This is a genomic window from Burkholderia seminalis DSM 23518 (assembly GCF_902832885.1).
GTDB lineage: Bacteria > Pseudomonadota > Gammaproteobacteria > Burkholderiales > Burkholderiaceae > Burkholderia > Burkholderia seminalis.
Map to the genome: position 1 here is coordinate 175,167 of NZ_CADFDK010000013.1, position 16,193 is coordinate 191,359.

Annotated in this window: 15 protein-coding genes and 1 pseudogene; 1 reads left to right on the plus strand and 15 read right to left on the minus strand. The window is 67.6% G+C overall.

Translation table 11 applies throughout. The features are described from left to right. Positions 1 to 12 precede the first annotated feature (12 nt). The 15 genes and pseudogenes from folC to HWX00_RS29965 all read right to left on the minus strand — a co-directional run. On the minus strand, positions 13 to 1,323 hold the full coding sequence (gene folC, locus HWX00_RS29895; RefSeq protein ID WP_175028743.1) for a bifunctional tetrahydrofolate synthase/dihydrofolate synthase: 1,311 nt from the start codon (positions 1,321 to 1,323) through the stop codon (positions 13 to 15). Between the two features lie 100 nt (positions 1,324 to 1,423). Next, the gene (gene accD, locus HWX00_RS29900; protein WP_006484412.1) at positions 1,424 to 2,296 is read right to left on the minus strand and encodes an acetyl-CoA carboxylase, carboxyltransferase subunit beta; all 873 of its coding nucleotides are present in this window, start codon (positions 2,294 to 2,296) and stop codon (positions 1,424 to 1,426) included. Positions 2,297 to 2,358: 62 nt separating this feature from the next. Beyond that, on the minus strand, positions 2,359 to 3,174 hold the full coding sequence (trpA, locus tag HWX00_RS29905) for a tryptophan synthase subunit alpha (RefSeq protein ID WP_034185817.1): 816 nt from the start codon (positions 3,172 to 3,174) through the stop codon (positions 2,359 to 2,361). A 96-nt stretch (positions 3,175 to 3,270) separates the two neighbouring features. Beyond that, on the minus strand, positions 3,271 to 4,122 hold the full coding sequence (locus tag HWX00_RS29910; RefSeq protein WP_034185816.1) for a DNA-methyltransferase: 852 nt from the start codon (positions 4,120 to 4,122) through the stop codon (positions 3,271 to 3,273). 9 nt (positions 4,123 to 4,131) lie between these two features. After that, positions 4,132 to 5,325 carry a tryptophan synthase subunit beta gene (trpB, locus tag HWX00_RS29915; RefSeq protein WP_175028742.1) on the minus strand — a complete coding sequence of 398 codons (1,194 nt, stop codon included), beginning with the start codon at positions 5,323 to 5,325 and terminating at the stop codon, positions 4,132 to 4,134. Between the two features lie 54 nt (positions 5,326 to 5,379). After that, positions 5,380 to 6,078: a phosphoribosylanthranilate isomerase gene (locus HWX00_RS29920; RefSeq protein WP_175028759.1), complete on the minus strand. Its 699-nt coding sequence runs from the start codon at positions 6,076 to 6,078 to the stop codon at positions 5,380 to 5,382. After that, a complete protein-coding gene (truA, locus tag HWX00_RS29925; protein WP_175028741.1) occupies positions 6,075 to 6,887 on the minus strand; it encodes a tRNA pseudouridine(38-40) synthase TruA in 813 nt (270 codons plus the stop codon). The genes HWX00_RS29920 and truA overlap by 4 nt, the downstream gene beginning before the upstream one ends. Further along, positions 6,887 to 8,926 (minus strand): FimV/HubP family polar landmark protein, encoded by a 2,040-nt coding sequence (locus tag HWX00_RS29930; RefSeq protein ID WP_175868167.1) that lies wholly within the window; start codon positions 8,924 to 8,926, stop codon positions 6,887 to 6,889. Before HWX00_RS29930 ends, truA begins: the two co-directional genes overlap by 1 nt. Positions 8,927 to 9,391: 465 nt before the next feature. After that, on the minus strand, positions 9,392 to 10,513 hold the full coding sequence (gene asd / locus HWX00_RS29935; protein ID WP_034185812.1) for an aspartate-semialdehyde dehydrogenase: 1,122 nt from the start codon (positions 10,511 to 10,513) through the stop codon (positions 9,392 to 9,394). Positions 10,514 to 10,598: 85 nt separating this feature from the next. Further along, positions 10,599 to 10,718 carry a hypothetical protein gene (locus HWX00_RS29940; protein ID WP_006756675.1) on the minus strand — a complete coding sequence of 40 codons (120 nt, stop codon included), beginning with the start codon at positions 10,716 to 10,718 and terminating at the stop codon, positions 10,599 to 10,601. A gap of 107 nt (positions 10,719 to 10,825) precedes the next feature. Beyond that, on the minus strand, positions 10,826 to 11,893 hold the full coding sequence (gene leuB, locus HWX00_RS29945) for a 3-isopropylmalate dehydrogenase (RefSeq protein ID WP_175029383.1): 1,068 nt from the start codon (positions 11,891 to 11,893) through the stop codon (positions 10,826 to 10,828). A 77-nt stretch (positions 11,894 to 11,970) separates the two neighbouring features. Next, positions 11,971 to 12,621 (minus strand): 3-isopropylmalate dehydratase small subunit, encoded by a 651-nt coding sequence (gene leuD, locus HWX00_RS29950; protein WP_034185810.1) that lies wholly within the window; start codon positions 12,619 to 12,621, stop codon positions 11,971 to 11,973. Between the two features lie 67 nt (positions 12,622 to 12,688). Next, positions 12,689 to 12,835, minus strand: a complete 147-nt coding sequence (locus HWX00_RS29955; protein ID WP_034185809.1) for an entericidin A/B family lipoprotein — start codon at positions 12,833 to 12,835, stop codon at positions 12,689 to 12,691. A gap of 3 nt (positions 12,836 to 12,838) precedes the next feature. Continuing rightward, a complete protein-coding gene (gene leuC / locus HWX00_RS29960; RefSeq protein WP_034185808.1) occupies positions 12,839 to 14,248 on the minus strand; it encodes a 3-isopropylmalate dehydratase large subunit in 1,410 nt (469 codons plus the stop codon). A gap of 233 nt (positions 14,249 to 14,481) precedes the next feature. Continuing rightward, positions 14,482 to 14,733: pseudogene (locus HWX00_RS29965) on the minus strand (Tat pathway signal protein); the annotation flags it as partial. Between the two features lie 231 nt (positions 14,734 to 14,964). Between HWX00_RS29965 and HWX00_RS29970 the strand changes: the two are divergent. Next, on the plus strand, positions 14,965 to 16,170 hold the full coding sequence (locus HWX00_RS29970; protein ID WP_175029424.1) for an IS110-like element ISBma3 family transposase: 1,206 nt from the start codon (positions 14,965 to 14,967) through the stop codon (positions 16,168 to 16,170). The last annotated feature ends 23 nt before the right edge of the window (positions 16,171 to 16,193 follow it).

Genomic DNA, 16,193 nt, shown 5'->3' on the forward strand with positions numbered 1-16,193 from the left:
ACTGCCCGTCAGTCAGTGTTGCTGCGATTTACGGTAGGCCAGCACGCCGGCAACCGTATGGAAACTGCCGAAAACCACGATTCTATCATTCTCGGATGCTCTTTTTAGTGCATCGCGAAACGCTTCTGCCGGCGACGCGTAACGCGTCACGCTCGAATCGGGCCCCTCCTCCACGCCGGCCTTGCGCAGCGCGGCTTCGAGCTGCTCCGCCGAGGCCGCGCGCGGCAGCGGCAGGTCGGTCACGCACCAGTGGTCGATCTCGCCCTTCAGGTGCTGCAGCACGCCGTCGATGTCCTTGTCGTGCATCGCGCCGAACACCGCATACGTGTACGGGAAGAAGCCCATGTTGCCGAGGTTCTGCTCGAGCACGGCCGCTGCGTGCGGGTTGTGCGCGACGTCGAGCACGATCGCCGGCTTGCCGGGCAGCACCTGGAAGCGCCCCGGCAGCTCGACGTTCGCGAGCCCGAGCCGGATGTCCTGCGCGGACACCGGCAGCACCGGGCGCAGCGCCTCCAGCGCGGCGAGCGCGGCCGACGCATTGATCAGCTGATTCGCGCCGCGCAGCGCCGGATACGCGAGCGCCGGATAGCGCTTCTCGCGGCCGAGGTAGCTCCATTGCTGGCGCTCCGCGCCCGCCTGCGCCTCGTAGCGGAAATCGCGGCCGACCAGCCACAGATCGGCGCCGATCGCCTCGGCGTGGGCGATCAGCGTTTGCGGCGCGGCCGGATCGCCGCAGATCGCCGGCTTGCCCGCGCGGAAGATCCCGGCCTTCTCGAACGCGATCTTCTCGCGCGTGTCGCCGAGGTATTCGGTGTGGTCGATGTCGATGCTCGTGACGATCGCGCAATCGGTATCGATGATGTTGACCGCATCGAGCCGGCCGCCGAGGCCGACCTCGAGGATCACCGCATCGAGCCCGCGCGACGCGAACAGGTGCAGGATCGCGAGCGTCGTGAATTCGAAATACGTGAGCGACACGGGCGCGGGCAGCGACGTGCGCGCGGCCTCGACGGCCTCGAAATGCGGCAGCAGTTCGTCGTCGGTGACGTTCTGCCCGTTCACGCGGGCGCGCTCGTTGAATTCGAGCAGGTGCGGCGACGTATGGCAGCCGACCTTGTAGCCCGCGCGCACGAGGATCGTCTCGAGGAACGCGCAGGTCGAGCCCTTGCCGTTCGTGCCGCCGACGGTGATGACGGGGCACGCGAATTCGAGCTGCAGCGCCGCCTTGACCTGCCCGATACGGGTCAGGCCCATGTCGATGCCGACCGGGTGCGCGCGTTCGAGGTGCGAAAGCCACGCGTCGAGAGTGGGAAAAGTGCTCATCGGATCAAATCTGGATCGGTACCGCCACTACGCCAAAAAACGAAGCGCGCCGCCTGACGCTGAAGCCAGGCGACGCGCAGAGTTCACAACCTTGCGCCGGTCAAGCCAGCGCGTCGGCCGGCTGTCGCTGCAGCAGCGCGAGCAACTGCGCGATTTCGTCGCGCATCTTGCGACGGTCGACGATCATGTCGATCGCGCCCGTCTTCAGCAGGAATTCGGCGCGCTGGAAGCCTTCCGGCAGCTTCTCGCGAACCGTCTGCTCGATCACGCGCGGGCCGGCGAAGCCGATCAGCGCCTTCGGCTCGGCGATCACGACATCGCCGAGGAACGCGAAGCTTGCCGACACGCCGCCCATCGTCGGGTCGGTCAGCACCGAGATGAACGGCAGCTTCGCTTCGGCCAGCTTGGTCAGCATCGCGGTGGTTTTCGCCATCTGCATCAGCGACAGCAGGCTTTCCTGCATCCGTGCGCCGCCCGACGCCGTGAAGCAGATGAACGGCACGTGCTGCTCCAGCGCGTTCTGCGCGCCGCGCGCGAAGCGCTCGCCGACGACCGAACCCATCGAGCCGCCCATGAACGAGAACTCGAAGCAGGCCGCGACGACCGGCAGCGTGTGGATCGCCCCGCCCATCACGACCATCGCGTCGGTCTCGCCCGTCTCGTCCATCGCTTCCTTCAGACGATCGGGGTACTTGCGGCTGTCCTTGAACTTCAGCGTGTCGACCGGCACGATTTCCTGACCGATTTCATAACGGCCTTCCGGATCGAGCAGCCCGTCGAGGCGTTCACGCGCGCCGATGCGCATGTGGTGATCGCACTTCGGGCACACGTGCAGGTTCGCATCCACGTCGTTGCGGTACAGCACGGCCTCGCAGGACGGGCACTTGACCCACAGGCCTTCCGGAATGCCCTTGCGGCTTTTCGGATCGGTCTGCTTGATCTTCGGCGGCAACAGTTTGTCGAGCCAGCTCATCGTATGGTTTCCTGTTCCGTGGCGGGCCGGGCCGACTGGCCCGCCCGCTTCCTGTGTTGTGTTTATCGCGCCGCCTTGCCCGCGCCGTCCAGGGCGGCACGCAGCTCGGCGATGAAGGTCTTCAGCGCGGCGGCGGCGGCGTCCGGCGCAGCGCTCTCGAGCAGCTGCACGAGGCGGCTGCCGATCACGACGGCGTCCGACACTTCGGCCACCGCACGCGCCGTTTCGGCGTCGCGGATCCCGAAGCCGACGCCCACCGGAACCGGCACGCGCGACTTGATGGCCGGGATTTTACCCGCAATGCTCGAAACATCCAGATTTCCCGCGCCGGTCACGCCCTTGAGCGACACGTAATACACGTAGCCGCTCGCGATCTTGCCGACGTCGGCGATACGTTCGTCGGTCGACGTGGGCGCCAGCAGGAAGATCGGATCGATCTGCGCGGCACGCATCTTTTCGGCGAATACGCCCGCCTCTTCCGGCGGATAGTCGACCACCAGCACGCCGTCGACACCGGCCGCATGCGCGTCGGCCGCGAACGCGTCGACGCCCATCCGTTCGATCGGGTTCGCATAGCCCATCAGCACGACGGGGGTTTTGGGGTCGGTCTCTCGAAAACGCTTCACGTCGGCGAGCACGCTCTTCAACGTGACGCCGCGCGCGAGCGCGCGCTCCGACGAGCGCTGGATCACGGGGCCGTCGGCCATCGGGTCCGAGAACGGCACGCCGAGCTCGATCACGTCCGCGCCGCCAGCGGCGAGCGCGTGCATGAATTCGACGGTTTTCGCGGGATCGGGGTCGCCGGCCGTGATGAACGGGATCAGGCCCTTACGGCCTTGTTCGGCGAGCGCGGCGAAGGTCTGCTGAATACGGGACATGGCAATTTTCCTGTGTCGATCCGGAGTGGGCGCGTCAGCGCTTGCTCCGGCCCCATACAAAGTATGGCGTTGCGTTCGGCGATGCGGCGGCGCGATTCACGCGCACGCCGGCGCGGCGAGCGCGCTGACGCGCTCGTGCGCGATCGCGCAATAGCTTTCGTTGATCTCGTAGCCGACGAAGTCGCGCCCCTGCCGTGCGCAGGCCACCGCGGTCGTGCCGCTGCCCATGAACGGATCGAGCACGCGGCCGCCCGGCGGGCAGCTTGCGAGCACCATCCGCTCGATGATTTCCAGCGGCTTCTGGGTCGGATGATCGACGCGCTCCGCGTGCTGCCGATGCAGGCGCGAGACCGACCAGACGTCCTTCGGGTTGTAGCCCATCTCCAGCCACTTGCTGCCTTCGAACAGCTTGCGCGAGCGGGCCTTCTTCGTATCGGCGTCGTACGGGATGCGGACCGGATCGAGATCGAAGTAATACGCTTTGGAAACCGCGAAAAAGCCGATGTTGTCGTGCACCGACGTGAAACGGCGCGTCGTGCCGCCCATGCTCGGCACGCGCCGGTCCCAGATGATCTCGTTGACCATCGTGAGCTTCGTCTTCAGGAAACTGAAGATTTCCGGCGCGTACTGCCACGTGCAGAAGATGTACATCGACCCGCTCGGCTTCAGCTTCGGAATCGCGAGCTCGAGCCACTCGCGCGTCCACGCGAGGAAATCGTCGCCCGAACGCTTGTCCGAATCGTTGCCGTAGTCCTTGCCGAGCCCGTACGGCGGATCGGCGACGATCAGGTCGATCGACGCGTCCGGCAGGTGCGCGGCCTCGGTCAGGAAATCGCGGTTATGCAGCTCGATACCGGACGGCAGCGCGCGCGGCGCGGCGGCGGCGGGTTGAACCGCCTCCGCCTCGCTCGCGGCGCCGCCGCCCGGCTCTTCGATCAGGTCACGCATCGGTCGGGGTCAGAGGTCGATGCCCGATCGCTCGGCGACCGTGTGCATGTCCTTGTCGCCGCGGCCCGACAGGTTGACGAGCAGGATATTGTCCTTCGGCAACGTCGGCGCGAGCTTCACGCCATACGCGATCGCGTGGCTCGACTCGAGCGCGGGGATGATCCCCTCGATCCGGCAGCAGTCGTGGAACGCCTTCAGCGCTTCGTCGTCGGTGATCGGCACGTACTGCGCGCGGCCGCTGTCCTTCAGCCAGGCGTGCTCGGGACCGACGCCCGGATAGTCGAGGCCCGCCGATACCGAATGCGTCTCGATGATCTGGCCGTTGTCGTCCTGCAGCAGGTACGTGCGGTTGCCGTGCAGCACGCCCGGGCTGCCGGCGATCAGCGACGCCGCGTGATGGCCCGTGTCGAGGCCGTCGCCAGCCGCCTCGACGCCGATCAGCTGCACCGATTGATCGTCGATGTACGGATAGAAGATCCCCATCGCGTTCGACCCGCCGCCGACGCAGGCGATCACCGCGTCGGGCTGCCGGCCCGCGAGTTCGGGCATCTGCACCTTGCACTCGTCGCCGATCACGCGCTGGAAGTCGCGCACCATCATCGGGTACGGATGCGGGCCCGCGACCGTGCCGATGATGTAGAACGTGCTCTCGATATTCGTGACCCAGTCGCGCATCGCTTCGTTCAGCGCGTCCTTCAGCGTGCGCGAGCCCGACTCGACCGGCACGACCGTCGCGCCGAGCAGCTTCATCCGGTAGACGTTCGCGGCCTGGCGGCGCACGTCCTCGGCGCCCATGTAGACGATGCACTCCATCCCGAAACGGGCGCAGATCGTCGCGGTTGCGACGCCGTGCTGGCCCGCACCGGTTTCGGCGATCACGCGCTTCTTGCCCATGCGCTTCGCGAGCAGCGCCTGGCCGATCACGTTGTTGATCTTGTGCGCGCCGGTGTGGTTCAGGTCTTCGCGCTTCAGGTAAAGCTGCGCGCCGCCGAGCATCTCGCTCCAGCGCTGCGCGTGGTAGATCGGCGACGGACGGCCGACGAAATACTTCAGTTCGCGCTCGTATTCGGCGACGAAGCCGGGATCGTTCCGGAATTTTTCATACGCGTCGCGCAGTTCGTCCAGCGCGTGAATCAGCGTCTCGGCGACGAACACGCCGCCATACGGGCCGAAGTGGCCGCGATCGTCAGGAAGGTTGTACATGATGTCTCTCTCGATCGGTCGGGGCGCCCCGCTTTCGGGGCCGCACCGCTTGCATCACCGGGCGTCCGCTTCGCGCACCGCGCGTACGAACGCCGCCATTCGGGCGTGATCCTTCACGCCCTTTGCGCCCGCCACTTCGATGCCACTCGAGACATCGACAGCAAACGGACGCAGCTGGCGGATCGCATCACCGACGTTTTGCGCGCTCAAGCCACCACTCAAAACGGCCCGATGCGCGAGCTCTGCGGGAATAAGAGACCAATCGAAGACCTTGCCGCTACCGCCGTAATCCGGCACCAGGGTGTCGAACAGGAGGCCGCGCGCTTTCGAATAATGAAGAGCCGATTCTACCAAATCGGACGGCTGCGTCGAGGGGCCGACGCGCACCGCGCGCAACCACGGCAGCCGTGCCGCGCGGCCGAGCGCGTCGCACTGCTCCGGCGTCTCGTCGCCGTGGAACTGCAGCATCGCCAGCGGCACGTCGCGCACGACGGCCTCGATCTCGGCTTCGGTCGCGTTCACGAACAGCCCGACGACCGACACGAACGGCGGCGCGAGGCTCGCCAGCTCGGCCGCCTGTGCGAGGGTCACCGCGCGCGGGCTTTTCGGGTAGAACACGAGGCCGATCGCATCGGCGCCGAGCGCCGCCGCGTGCAGCACGTCCTCGGGGCGCGACAGCCCGCACAGCTTGATGCGCGTGCGCGGCGCCAGGCCGGCGGCGGAAGGCGGGGAAGACACGGCTTGATCCGTCATGATTGAGGGTCCAGATCGGCCCAGACGCTGCTCCACGGCACGCTGCCGAGCTGCGCGGGCGGGACGGCGAATTCCGCCGGGTAGCCGACGTGGGCCAGATACAGTCCGTCGGCCATGAACGTGGGCGCCGCCAGGTTGCGATCGCGCCCGGCCAGCACGTCGGCGAGCCAGTCGGCCGGATAGCGGCCGCGCCCGACCGCGACGAGGCAGCCCATCAGGTTGCGCACCATGTGATGCAGGAACGCGTTCGCACGGAAGCGGAAATGGATGAAATGCCCCGCGCGCCGCACGTCGATCTGATACAGGTGTTTGACCGGCGTCTTCGACTGGCATTCCGACGACCGGAACGACGAAAAATCGTGCTCGCCGATCAGGTGCGCGGCGGCGGCGCGCATCGCGTCGTCGTCGAGCGGCGTGTGGATCCAGCCCGCACGCCCGGCCAGCATCGGCGAGCGCACGGGATGCACGTACAGCGCGTAGTAATAGGTGCGCTCGAACGCCGAGAAACGCGCGTGGAACGTGTCCGGCATCGGCTTCGCCCATTGCACCGAGATGGTCGGCGGCAGGAACGCGTTGGTGCCGCGCACCCACGAGAACACCTCGCGTTCGAGCCCGGTGTCGAAGTGCACGACCTGCCCGAGCCCGTGCACGCCGGTGTCGGTCCGGCCAGCGACCGTCGTATGCAGCGGCACCCGCGCGAACTCGGCCAGCGCGTGCTCGAGCCGGTCCTGCACGGTCTTGCCGTGCGGCTGCGCCTGCCAGCCGCAGAACGCCGCGCCGTCGTACTGGATGCCCAGTGCGATCCGCATCACGCCTCGTCCGCCAGTTTCGCGAGCAACGCGCGCGCATCGTCGCGCGTCGCGGTGTCGTTCGCGTCGATCACTTCCTGCAGCAGCGTCCGCGCGCCGGACAAGTCGCCCAGTTCGACGTACTCCGACGCGAGATCGAGCTTGTTGCGCGCGATGCGGGCGAGCTCGTCCGCGGTCAGCGCGGGCAGCGCGGCGCCCGGCGCGGACGGGAGGTCGAGATCGAAATCGAGCTTCAGCGCGCCGAACTGCGCGCCGCCGAGCGGCGGCAGCGGCGACAGCGCAGACGGGCTGCCCGCGTGGCCGGCGGGCGTTGCCGCGTCCGGATCCCAATCGTACTCGTCGTCCTGGTCGGCCGGATGTTCCGGGGTCGGATGGCGCACGCCAATCGGCGGATGCGATTCGACTTGACCGTTAGTTGCGATTTCATCGATGTCCGACTGCCCTGCCCGCGCGGACAGTTCGTCCGGCGTCAGCGGTGCGTCATCCGACGTTCGCGGCGGCAACGGCATGTCGAGGCTGTTCAGCGCGCTGATCGCGTTCTGCATCAGCGTCGCGTGCTGCGCGTCGGCCGTCGAAGGCGCGGCAGGCGTGTCGGCCGGCTTGGCAGCGGCCGTTTCGGCCGGTTCTGCGCCGTGCGCAGCCTGAGCCGGCGCCACCTCGTTCACCGGCGCCACGGCCGCTTGCGCGGGCGGCAATCCGGGCTGCTCGTCATGCGGCTTCGTGGCCTCCGGCGCCGACGGTGCCTCGGCGACAGCCGGCTCGACCGTTTCAGCCGCGGCGGCAGTCGCCGCGGCAAGATACTGATCCGACGCGGCGTCGCGCGCGACCGGCATCTCGGGCAGGATCGGCAACTCGCGGTCGAGCGACGGCGCCGCTTCGGCCTCCGGGGCCGCGGCAGTACCGGCTGCAGCGGCCACCTCACCCGCATCGCCCGTCTCGCGCCCCTTCCTGCGCTTGCGCCACGCAAAGCCGGCCGCGAGCACGATCACGGCCGCGCCGGCCACGGCGGCCGGACACCAGTCCATCTGCTCGGTACGGCGCGCCGGCGTCGCGACAGGAGCGGCCGGTCGCGCAGGCGCCGATGCCGATGCCGATGCCGATTGCGCCGCGCTGGCGGCGACCGCGGACGCGGCTTCGCTTGCCGCCGGCGCCGCTGCCGACGCACCCGCGTCGTTCGCGGTGCCCGGCTTGCCGATGCCGTGCTTCTGCAATTCCATCAGCACGCGATTCTTCAGCGCCAGCAACTGCTGCAGGCTCGACGGCCGCGGCTGCGACGCGCCGGTCGCGGGCGCCGCACCGGCCGGCTCGCGCGAACCCGAAACCTGGCTGCCCGGCACCGGCTGGACCGCGGCCTCGCTCGCGGACGGCGGCGCGGACTGGATCGCACCGCTCCATACATGCGGGCCGCTCGCGCCCGCGGCAGGTGCCGCCGGCGGCAGGCTGTCGGCCGTCGACGCGCCGTGTGCCGCCGACGCGCCGACCGAAGCCGACGCCCCCGCGCCCGTCGCGACGCTCGCGCCGCTCACCGGCGCCGCATGAACGGCCGGCGTGGCCGGCGCCGATTGCACGGCCGACCCGGGATGCGGCGCGGACGCGCCATGCTGCGCTTCCGCCGCCCCGCCCGATGCGGCGGCAGGCGCGGACGCCACTGCCGCGGCCGAGGCAGCGGCGGCACTGGCCGGCGCGAGCGCCGCGCCGGTCGCGTCGAGCGCGGGCACGGTCAGCGTCGCGCCGACTTTCAGCCGGCTCGCGTCGCGCTTCATGAATGCTTGCGGATTGGCGTCGAACAGCGCGCGGCCGGCGCGCGCGAGCACGCCGGGATCATGCGATTGCGTGGCCGCTTTCGCGATGTCGTTCAGCGACTGGCCCGGCTGGACCGTCACGGTAAGCGGTACGGCGCCGCCGACGGCGGACGCCGGCAGTTCGACGGTGCCGACGGCCCAGGCCGATGCGGCTGCGCCGAGCGCCAGGATCGCCAGCGCGCCACGCACGGCGCGCGACAGACGGGACTGACGCGGAAACAAGGAAATTCGGGACATCGTGGGCTCTATCGCCGCGCGCGGGCGCGGCTCGGATTCGCGGTTGAAGGCGTCAATAAAGTTGCCGCAGAAATGCAAAAGCGTCGCGCGGAACGCGACGCTTTCGGCGGGTCTGTGCGTCGTAACCGCGTAGTTTACTTCACGCGATCGCATTCGGGCCGAATTCGTCGCCGGCCGGTGCAACCCGGCGCGGCCGCCCGGCGATCGGGCCATCGCGCCGCCCGGGTCCGCATGCCGCGGCCGGCCGCCGGGCAGATCGAACACAGCCGCATCAATGGGTGAAAATCATCGCCGCGCCGGGCAGCCCGCGGACGATCAAGACGCGGCAGGCAGTCGACCAGACGCTGCCGAGCATGCGCCGATCCATTCGCACATGAAAAACGCGCCGCGCCAGCCCCGAACCGGGGGCCGACGCGGCGCGTCATCGCGCGCAGTCCGGCCCGCGGGCCGGACATGCTGACAGGCTTACTTGTCGAGCAGGATGCGCAGCATGCGGCGCAGCGGCTCGGCCGCGCCCCACAGCAGCTGGTCGCCGACCGTGAACGCGGACAGGTATTCGCCGCCCATCGCGAGCTTGCGCAGGCGGCCGACCGGCACCGTCAGCGTGCCCGTGATCTTCGCCGGCGACAGGTCGCGCATCGACGCTTCGCGCTCGTTCGGCACGACCTTCACCCAGTCGTTCGCCGACGCGAGGATGCCGTTGATCTCGTCGAGCGGCACATCCTTCTTCAGCTTGATCGTCAGTGCCTGCGAGTGGCAGCGCATCGCGCCGATCCGCACGCACAGGCCGTCGACCGGGATCGAGCCCGGCTCGCCCATGGCCGGCTTGCCGAGGATCTTGTTGGTTTCCGCGCCGCCCTTCCACTCTTCCTTCGACATCCCGTTGCCGAGATCCTTGTCGATCCACGGAATCAGCGAACCGGCCAGCGGCACGCCGAAGTGGCTCGTCGGCATCGCATCGCTGTTCATCGCGGCCAGCACGCGGCGGTCGATGTCGAGGATCGCCGACGCCGGATCGGCCAGCTGTTCCTGCACCGCGCCGTTCAGCGTGCCCATCTGCGACAGCAGCTCGCGCATGTTCTGCGCGCCCGCGCCCGATGCGGCCTGGTAGGTCATCGCCGTCATCCAGTCGACGAGGTTCTCGCGGAACAGGCCGCCGAGCGCCATCAGCATCAGGCTGACCGTGCAGTTGCCGCCGACGAAGTTCTTCGTGCCCTTGACGAGCGCGTCCTTGATCACGTCGAGGTTGACCGGGTCGAGGATGATGACCGCGTCGTCCTTCATCCGCAGCGACGATGCCGCGTCGATCCAGTAGCCGTTCCAGCCGGCCGCGCGCAGCTTCGGGAACACGTCGTTCGTGTAGTCGCCGCCCTGGCACGTGATGATCACGTCGCACTTCTTCAGCTCGTCGACGTTGGTCGCGTCCTTGAGCGTAGTCTCGTTTTTCGCGAACGACGGCGCCTTGCCGCCCGTGTTGCTGGTGCTGAAAAACACCGGTTCGATCAGGTCGAAATCGCCTTCTTCCTGCATGCGCTGCATCAGGACGCTGCCGACCATGCCGCGCCAACCTACGAGACCTACGTTCATGACTAACCCTTTGCTTTGAATGGAGCCTCCCCGCCATTTCCGTCCCCGCGTGACCGCGCGGGGAAACAGGCGGGCACGACGGCGATCAGCGTTTAATGATCGTTTTCGTGGTAATGGTTTTCGTGATGACGATGGCGCGCGCACCCGCACGGGCAGTGTTGCCGTGGAGTTTCAGGACCGGGGAGATCAGGGAAATCAGCGCCATCGTTCGAGTCTACACAAAGCCGGTGGCCCGCACAACGGCCAACCGGGGGCGAACCGGCCGATTTTCCCGGCCTGTTCGCGCCCTTTCTATATTACTGCCGCGTTGCCTTACAGCGCCGCGACCACCGCATCGCCCATCGCCGCCGTGCCGACCTGCCGGCAGCCCGGCGTGGCGATGTCGCCCGTACGGTAGCCCTGTTCGAGCACCGTTTTCACCGCGCGCTCGATGCGATCGGCCTGCTCCGCGCGATTCAGCGAGTAGCGCAGCAGCATCGCGGCCGACAGGATCGTCGCGAGCGGGTTGGCAATGCCCTTGCCCGCGATGTCCGGCGCCGAACCGTGCGACGGCTCGTACAGGCCCTTGTTGTTCTTGTCGAGCGACGCCGACGGCAGCATGCCGATCGAGCCCGTCAGCATCGACGCCTCATCGGACAGGATGTCGCCGAACATGTTGCCCGTGACGATCACGTCGAACTGCTTCGGCGCCTTCGCGAGCTGCATCGCCGCGTTGTCGACGTACATGTGCGACAGCTCGACGTCCGCGTATTCCTTCGACACGTCGATCACGACGTCGCGCCAGAACTGCGACGTTTCGAGCACGTTCGACTTGTCGACCGACAGCAGCTTCTTCGCGCGCTTGCGGGCGGCCTGGAACGCGACGTGCGCGATGCGGCGCACTTCCGGTTCCGAATAGCGCATCGTGTCGAAGCCTTCGCGTTCGCCGGCGAACGGGCCGTCCGGTGCCGCACGCACGCCGCGCGGCTGGCCGAAGTAGATGTCGCCGTTCAGTTCGCGCACGATCAGGATGTCGAGGCCCGCGACGAGTTCCGGCTTCAGCGGCGAGGCATCGACGAGCTGCGGATAGCAGATCGCCGGGCGGAAGTTCGCGAACAGCTCGAGATGCTTGCGCAGCCCGAGGATCGCCTGCTCGGGGCGCAGCGCGCGCTCGAGCGAGTCGTACTTCCAGTCGCCGACCGCGCCGAACAGGATCGCGTCGGCTTCCTTCGCGAGCGCCAGCGTCGCGTCGGGCAGCGGATGGCCGCTCGCCTCGTAGCCGGCGCCGCCGACCGGCGCCTGTTCGAGTTCGAACTTCTCGTCGAGTGCGTTCAGCACCTTCACGGCTTCCTTGACGATTTCCGGACCGATGCCGTCGCCGGGCAGCACTGCAATCTTCATGCGAAATTCCTGACTGGGTAGGTTGTATGAGGCAGGCCGGCGAACGCGCCGCTGGCGCGCCCGCCCGAAAGGCACGATCAGCCGACCAGCTTGGTGTTGAGCCACGGCTGCTTCACGAGCCGCTCCGCTTCGAACTGGCGGATCTTGTCCGCGTGGCGCAGCGTGAGGCCGATGTCGTCGAAGCCGTTCAGCAGGCAGTACTTGCGGAACGCGGTGATCTCGAACGGATACTCGCGGCCGTCGCCCGAGCGCACGACCTGGGCGTCGAGGTCGATCGTCAGTTGAAAGCCGTTGAACGCCGCCGTCTCGTTGAACAGGTGATCGACCTGCTGCTCGGTCAGCACGATCGGCAGCAGGCCGTTCTTGTAGCAGTTGTTGAAGAAGATGTCCGCGAAGCTCGGCGCGATGATCGCGCGGAAGCCGTACTGCTGCAGCGCCCACGGTGCGTGCTCGCGCGAGCTGCCGCAGCCGAAGTTCTTGCGGGCGAGCAGCACCGATGCGCCCTGGTAGCGCGGCTGGTTCAGCACGAAGTCCGGATTCAGCGGACGCTTCGAGTTGTCCTGGCCCGGCTCGCCGTGATCGAGGTAGCGCCATTCGTCGAACGCGTTCGGACCGAAGCCCGTGCGCTTGATCGACTTCAGGAACTGCTTCGGGATGATCGCGTCGGTGTCGACGTTCTCGCGATCGAGCGGCGCCACGACGCCGGTATGTACAGTGAATTTTTCCATGATCCGTCTATCCGGTTGAAGGGCCGGCACGCGGCCGGCACACATCGACAAATTCTCGGTGGCGGTGTCAGTCCGCGGCGCGCTTGAGCGCGTTGCCCGCGGCGTTGACGTCCTCGCCGAAGCCGCGGACGGTATTGCAGCCCGCGAGGCCGAAGCCCAGCCCCGCCAGCGCCAGCGCGGCAACCAGCCGCGCGATGACCTTCGTTGCCGTCACGCGTTACCCCAGCTGGCGAATGTCGACGAAGTGACCTTCGATCGCCGCGGCTGCCGCCATCGCGGGGCTCACGAGGTGCGTGCGACCGCCCGCGCCCTGCCGGCCCTCGAAGTTGCGGTTCGACGTCGACGCGCAGCGCTCGCCCGGATCGAGCCGGTCGGCGTTCATCGCGAGGCACATCGAACAGCCCGGCTCGCGCCATTCGAAGCCCGCATCGGTGAACACCTTGTCGAGCCCTTCGCGCTCGGCCTGCGCCTTCACGAGGCCCGAACCCGGCACGACCATCGCGAGCCGCACGTTCGATGCGATCCGGCGGTTCAGCTTCTTCACGACATACGCGGCCGCGCGGATATCCTCGATCCGTGCGTTCGTGCACGAGCCGATGAAGATCTTGTCGACCTTGATCGATTCGATCGGCGTGTTCGGCTCGAGCGCCATGTAGGCCAGCGCGCGCTCCATCGCGTCGCGCTTGACCGGATCCTTCTCGCGCTCGGGATCGGGCACGCGACCGTCGATCGACGTGACCATTTCCGGCGACGTGCCCCACGTGACCTGCGGGACGATCTCGGCCGCGTTCAGCTCGACCACGCGGTCGAACTGCGCGCCGTCGTCCGACTTGAACTGGCGCCAGTATTCGACGGCCTGATCCCATTCCGCGCCGGTCGGCACGAACGGCCGGCCCTTCAGGTAATCGATCGTCGTGTCGTCCACCGCGACCATGCCCGCGCGCGCGCCGGCTTCGATCGCCATGTTGCAGACGGTCATGCGGCCTTCCATCGTCAGCGCGCGGATCGTCGAGCCGCCGAATTCGATCGCGTAGCCCGTGCCGCCCGCCGTACCGATCTTGCCGATGATCGCGAGCACGATGTCCTTCGCGGTACAGCCGCGCGGCAGTGCGCCCTCGACCTTCACGAGCATGTTCTTGCTCTTCTTCTGCAGCAGGGTTTGCGTCGCGAGCACGTGCTCGACTTCCGACGTGCCGATGCCGTGCGCGAGCGCGCCGAACGCGCCGTGCGTCGACGTGTGCGAATCGCCGCACACGATCGTCATGCCCGGCAGCGTCGCGCCCTGTTCCGGCCCGATGATGTGGACGATGCCCTGGCGCACGTCGTTCATCTTGAACTGCGTGATGCCGAACGCATCGCAGTTCGCGTCGAGCGTGTCGACCTGCAGCTTCGAGACGGGATCGGCGATGCCGTGGCTGCGGTCCGTCGTCGGCACGTTGTGGTCCGACACGGCGAGGTTCGCGCTGATGCGCCACACCGGGCGATGCGTCATCTTCAGCCCTTCGAACGCCTGCGGGCTCGTGACTTCGTGCAGCAGCTGACGGTCGATGTAGAGCAGGGTCGTGCCGTCTTCCTCGGTGTGGACCACGTGGGTGTTCCACAGTTTGTCGTAGAGAGTCTGTGCCATGGGTATGCGGGGTCGTTGTGACTACAAGCCTTGCGGATGAAGTCGATTATGCCACGCAGCGTGCGCCCCGGCTCAGGCCGGGCGCGAAAAAACCCATTAAAAACAGTAGTTTGGCTGGTAGTGCCAATACCTGTATCGGCATTACCCGGCAAAACGGGGCACGCACGATCCGGCGGGCGGCGATCGCGCGGCCGCATCGCCCGGGTCGCGCGCCGCGCCCCGTGGCTGGCGCATCAGCCGTTCGGGTACGCGCGGTTGATCAGGTCGAGCCGCAGCATCGCGAGCTGCATGCCGGCGTTGCCCAGCAGGTAGAGATCGCGCCGCCGCATGGCCGCCATCTGCGCGGACGTGTCGTAGCGCGACGGCAGCGCGAGGCCTGCCGGCACCGCCGCCTGCATCCCCGCGGCATTCGACGCGCGCACGGCGAGCGACGCCTGGTCCCGATGCGTGACGACGCCGACCTTGCCGAGCGCCGCGCTCGCGCCCCCGTTACTATCTTCACGCCCCGATTGTCGGGGCTTTGGCCAGCCAGGCCCGGCATGATTCTCGCCCCCCAGTCGCAGTCATGATCCGGGGGGTGTTGTCACCGGGCCTGGTGGGTGGCTGGTGATCGCTGATAGGGGTTTGGCCGGGATATCCCGACGCCGTCCGTAACGTGGATGCCGAGACTTGCCACCGTTGTTGCAGGCCAATCCGTTCACTCTGCTCATACTTCGATGCAAGACACTCAACAACATGGCGCCGTCGATGTCTTCGTCGGCGTCGACGTCGGTAAAGGCCAGCATCATGCCGTCGCGCTCGATCGGAACGGCAAGCGCCTGTACAACAAGGCGCTACCCAACGACGAGGTCAAGCTGCGAGCCCTCATCGCCGAGCTCAAGACTCACGGTCGACTCCTGTTCGTCGTCGATCAACCGTCCACCATCGGCGCGCTTCCTGTAGCTGTCGCCCGCGCCGAAGGCGTACTCGTCGCCTATCTGCCGGGACTGGCCATGCGCCGCATCGCTGATTTGCACGCTGGCGAAGCCAAGACCGATGCCCGCGATGCCGCGATCATTGCCGAAGCCGCTCGCTCGATGCCGCACACGCTGCGCTCGCTTCGGTTGGCCGACGAGCAGCTCGCCGAACTCACCATGCTGTGCGGCTTCGACGATGATCTCGCCGACCAAGTCACTCAAACCAGTAACCGCATTCGCGGCTTGCTCACCCAGATCCATCCCGCTCTCGAACGCGTTCTCGGACCGCGCCTCGATCATCCAGCGGTACTCAATCTGCTTGAGCGCTACCCGTCGCCCGCCGCACTTGCCGCCACCAGCGAGAAGACGCTCGCCAACCGCCTGACCAAGCTCGCACCGCGCATGGGCAAAGGCTTGGCGACCGAGATCGTTCAGGCGCTGAGCGAACAAGCCGTGACCGTGCCCGGCACGCAAGCTGCCACCATCGTCATGCCTCGCTTGGCCCAACAGCTTGCGGCCTTGCGTAAGCAACGCGACGAGGTCGCCGCCGAAGTTGAGCGACTGGTGCTTGCTCACCCTCTTTGGCCGGTCCTGACCAGCATGCCGGGAGTCGGCGTCAGGACCGCCGCCAGACTCCTGACCGAGGTCGCGCATAAAGCGTTCGCTTCGGCCGCCCACTTGGCGGCCTACGCTGGTCTCGCCCCGGTCACCCGGCGCTCGGGCTCATCCATCCGCGGTGAGCATCCATCCAGACGAGGGAACAAGGTGCTCAAACGCGCCTTGTTCCTATCCGCCTTCGCGGCCTTGCGGGACCCCGTCTCGCGGGCCTACTACGCGCGCAAGATCCAGCAGGGCAAGCGCCACAACCAAGCGCTCATCGCGCTGGCACGGCGACGTTGCGACGTCCTGTTCGCCATGCTGCGCGACGGCACCATTTACCAACCCAAGTCAGCCCCTAACGCTTGACGAAACACATAGGGGCACCCCCC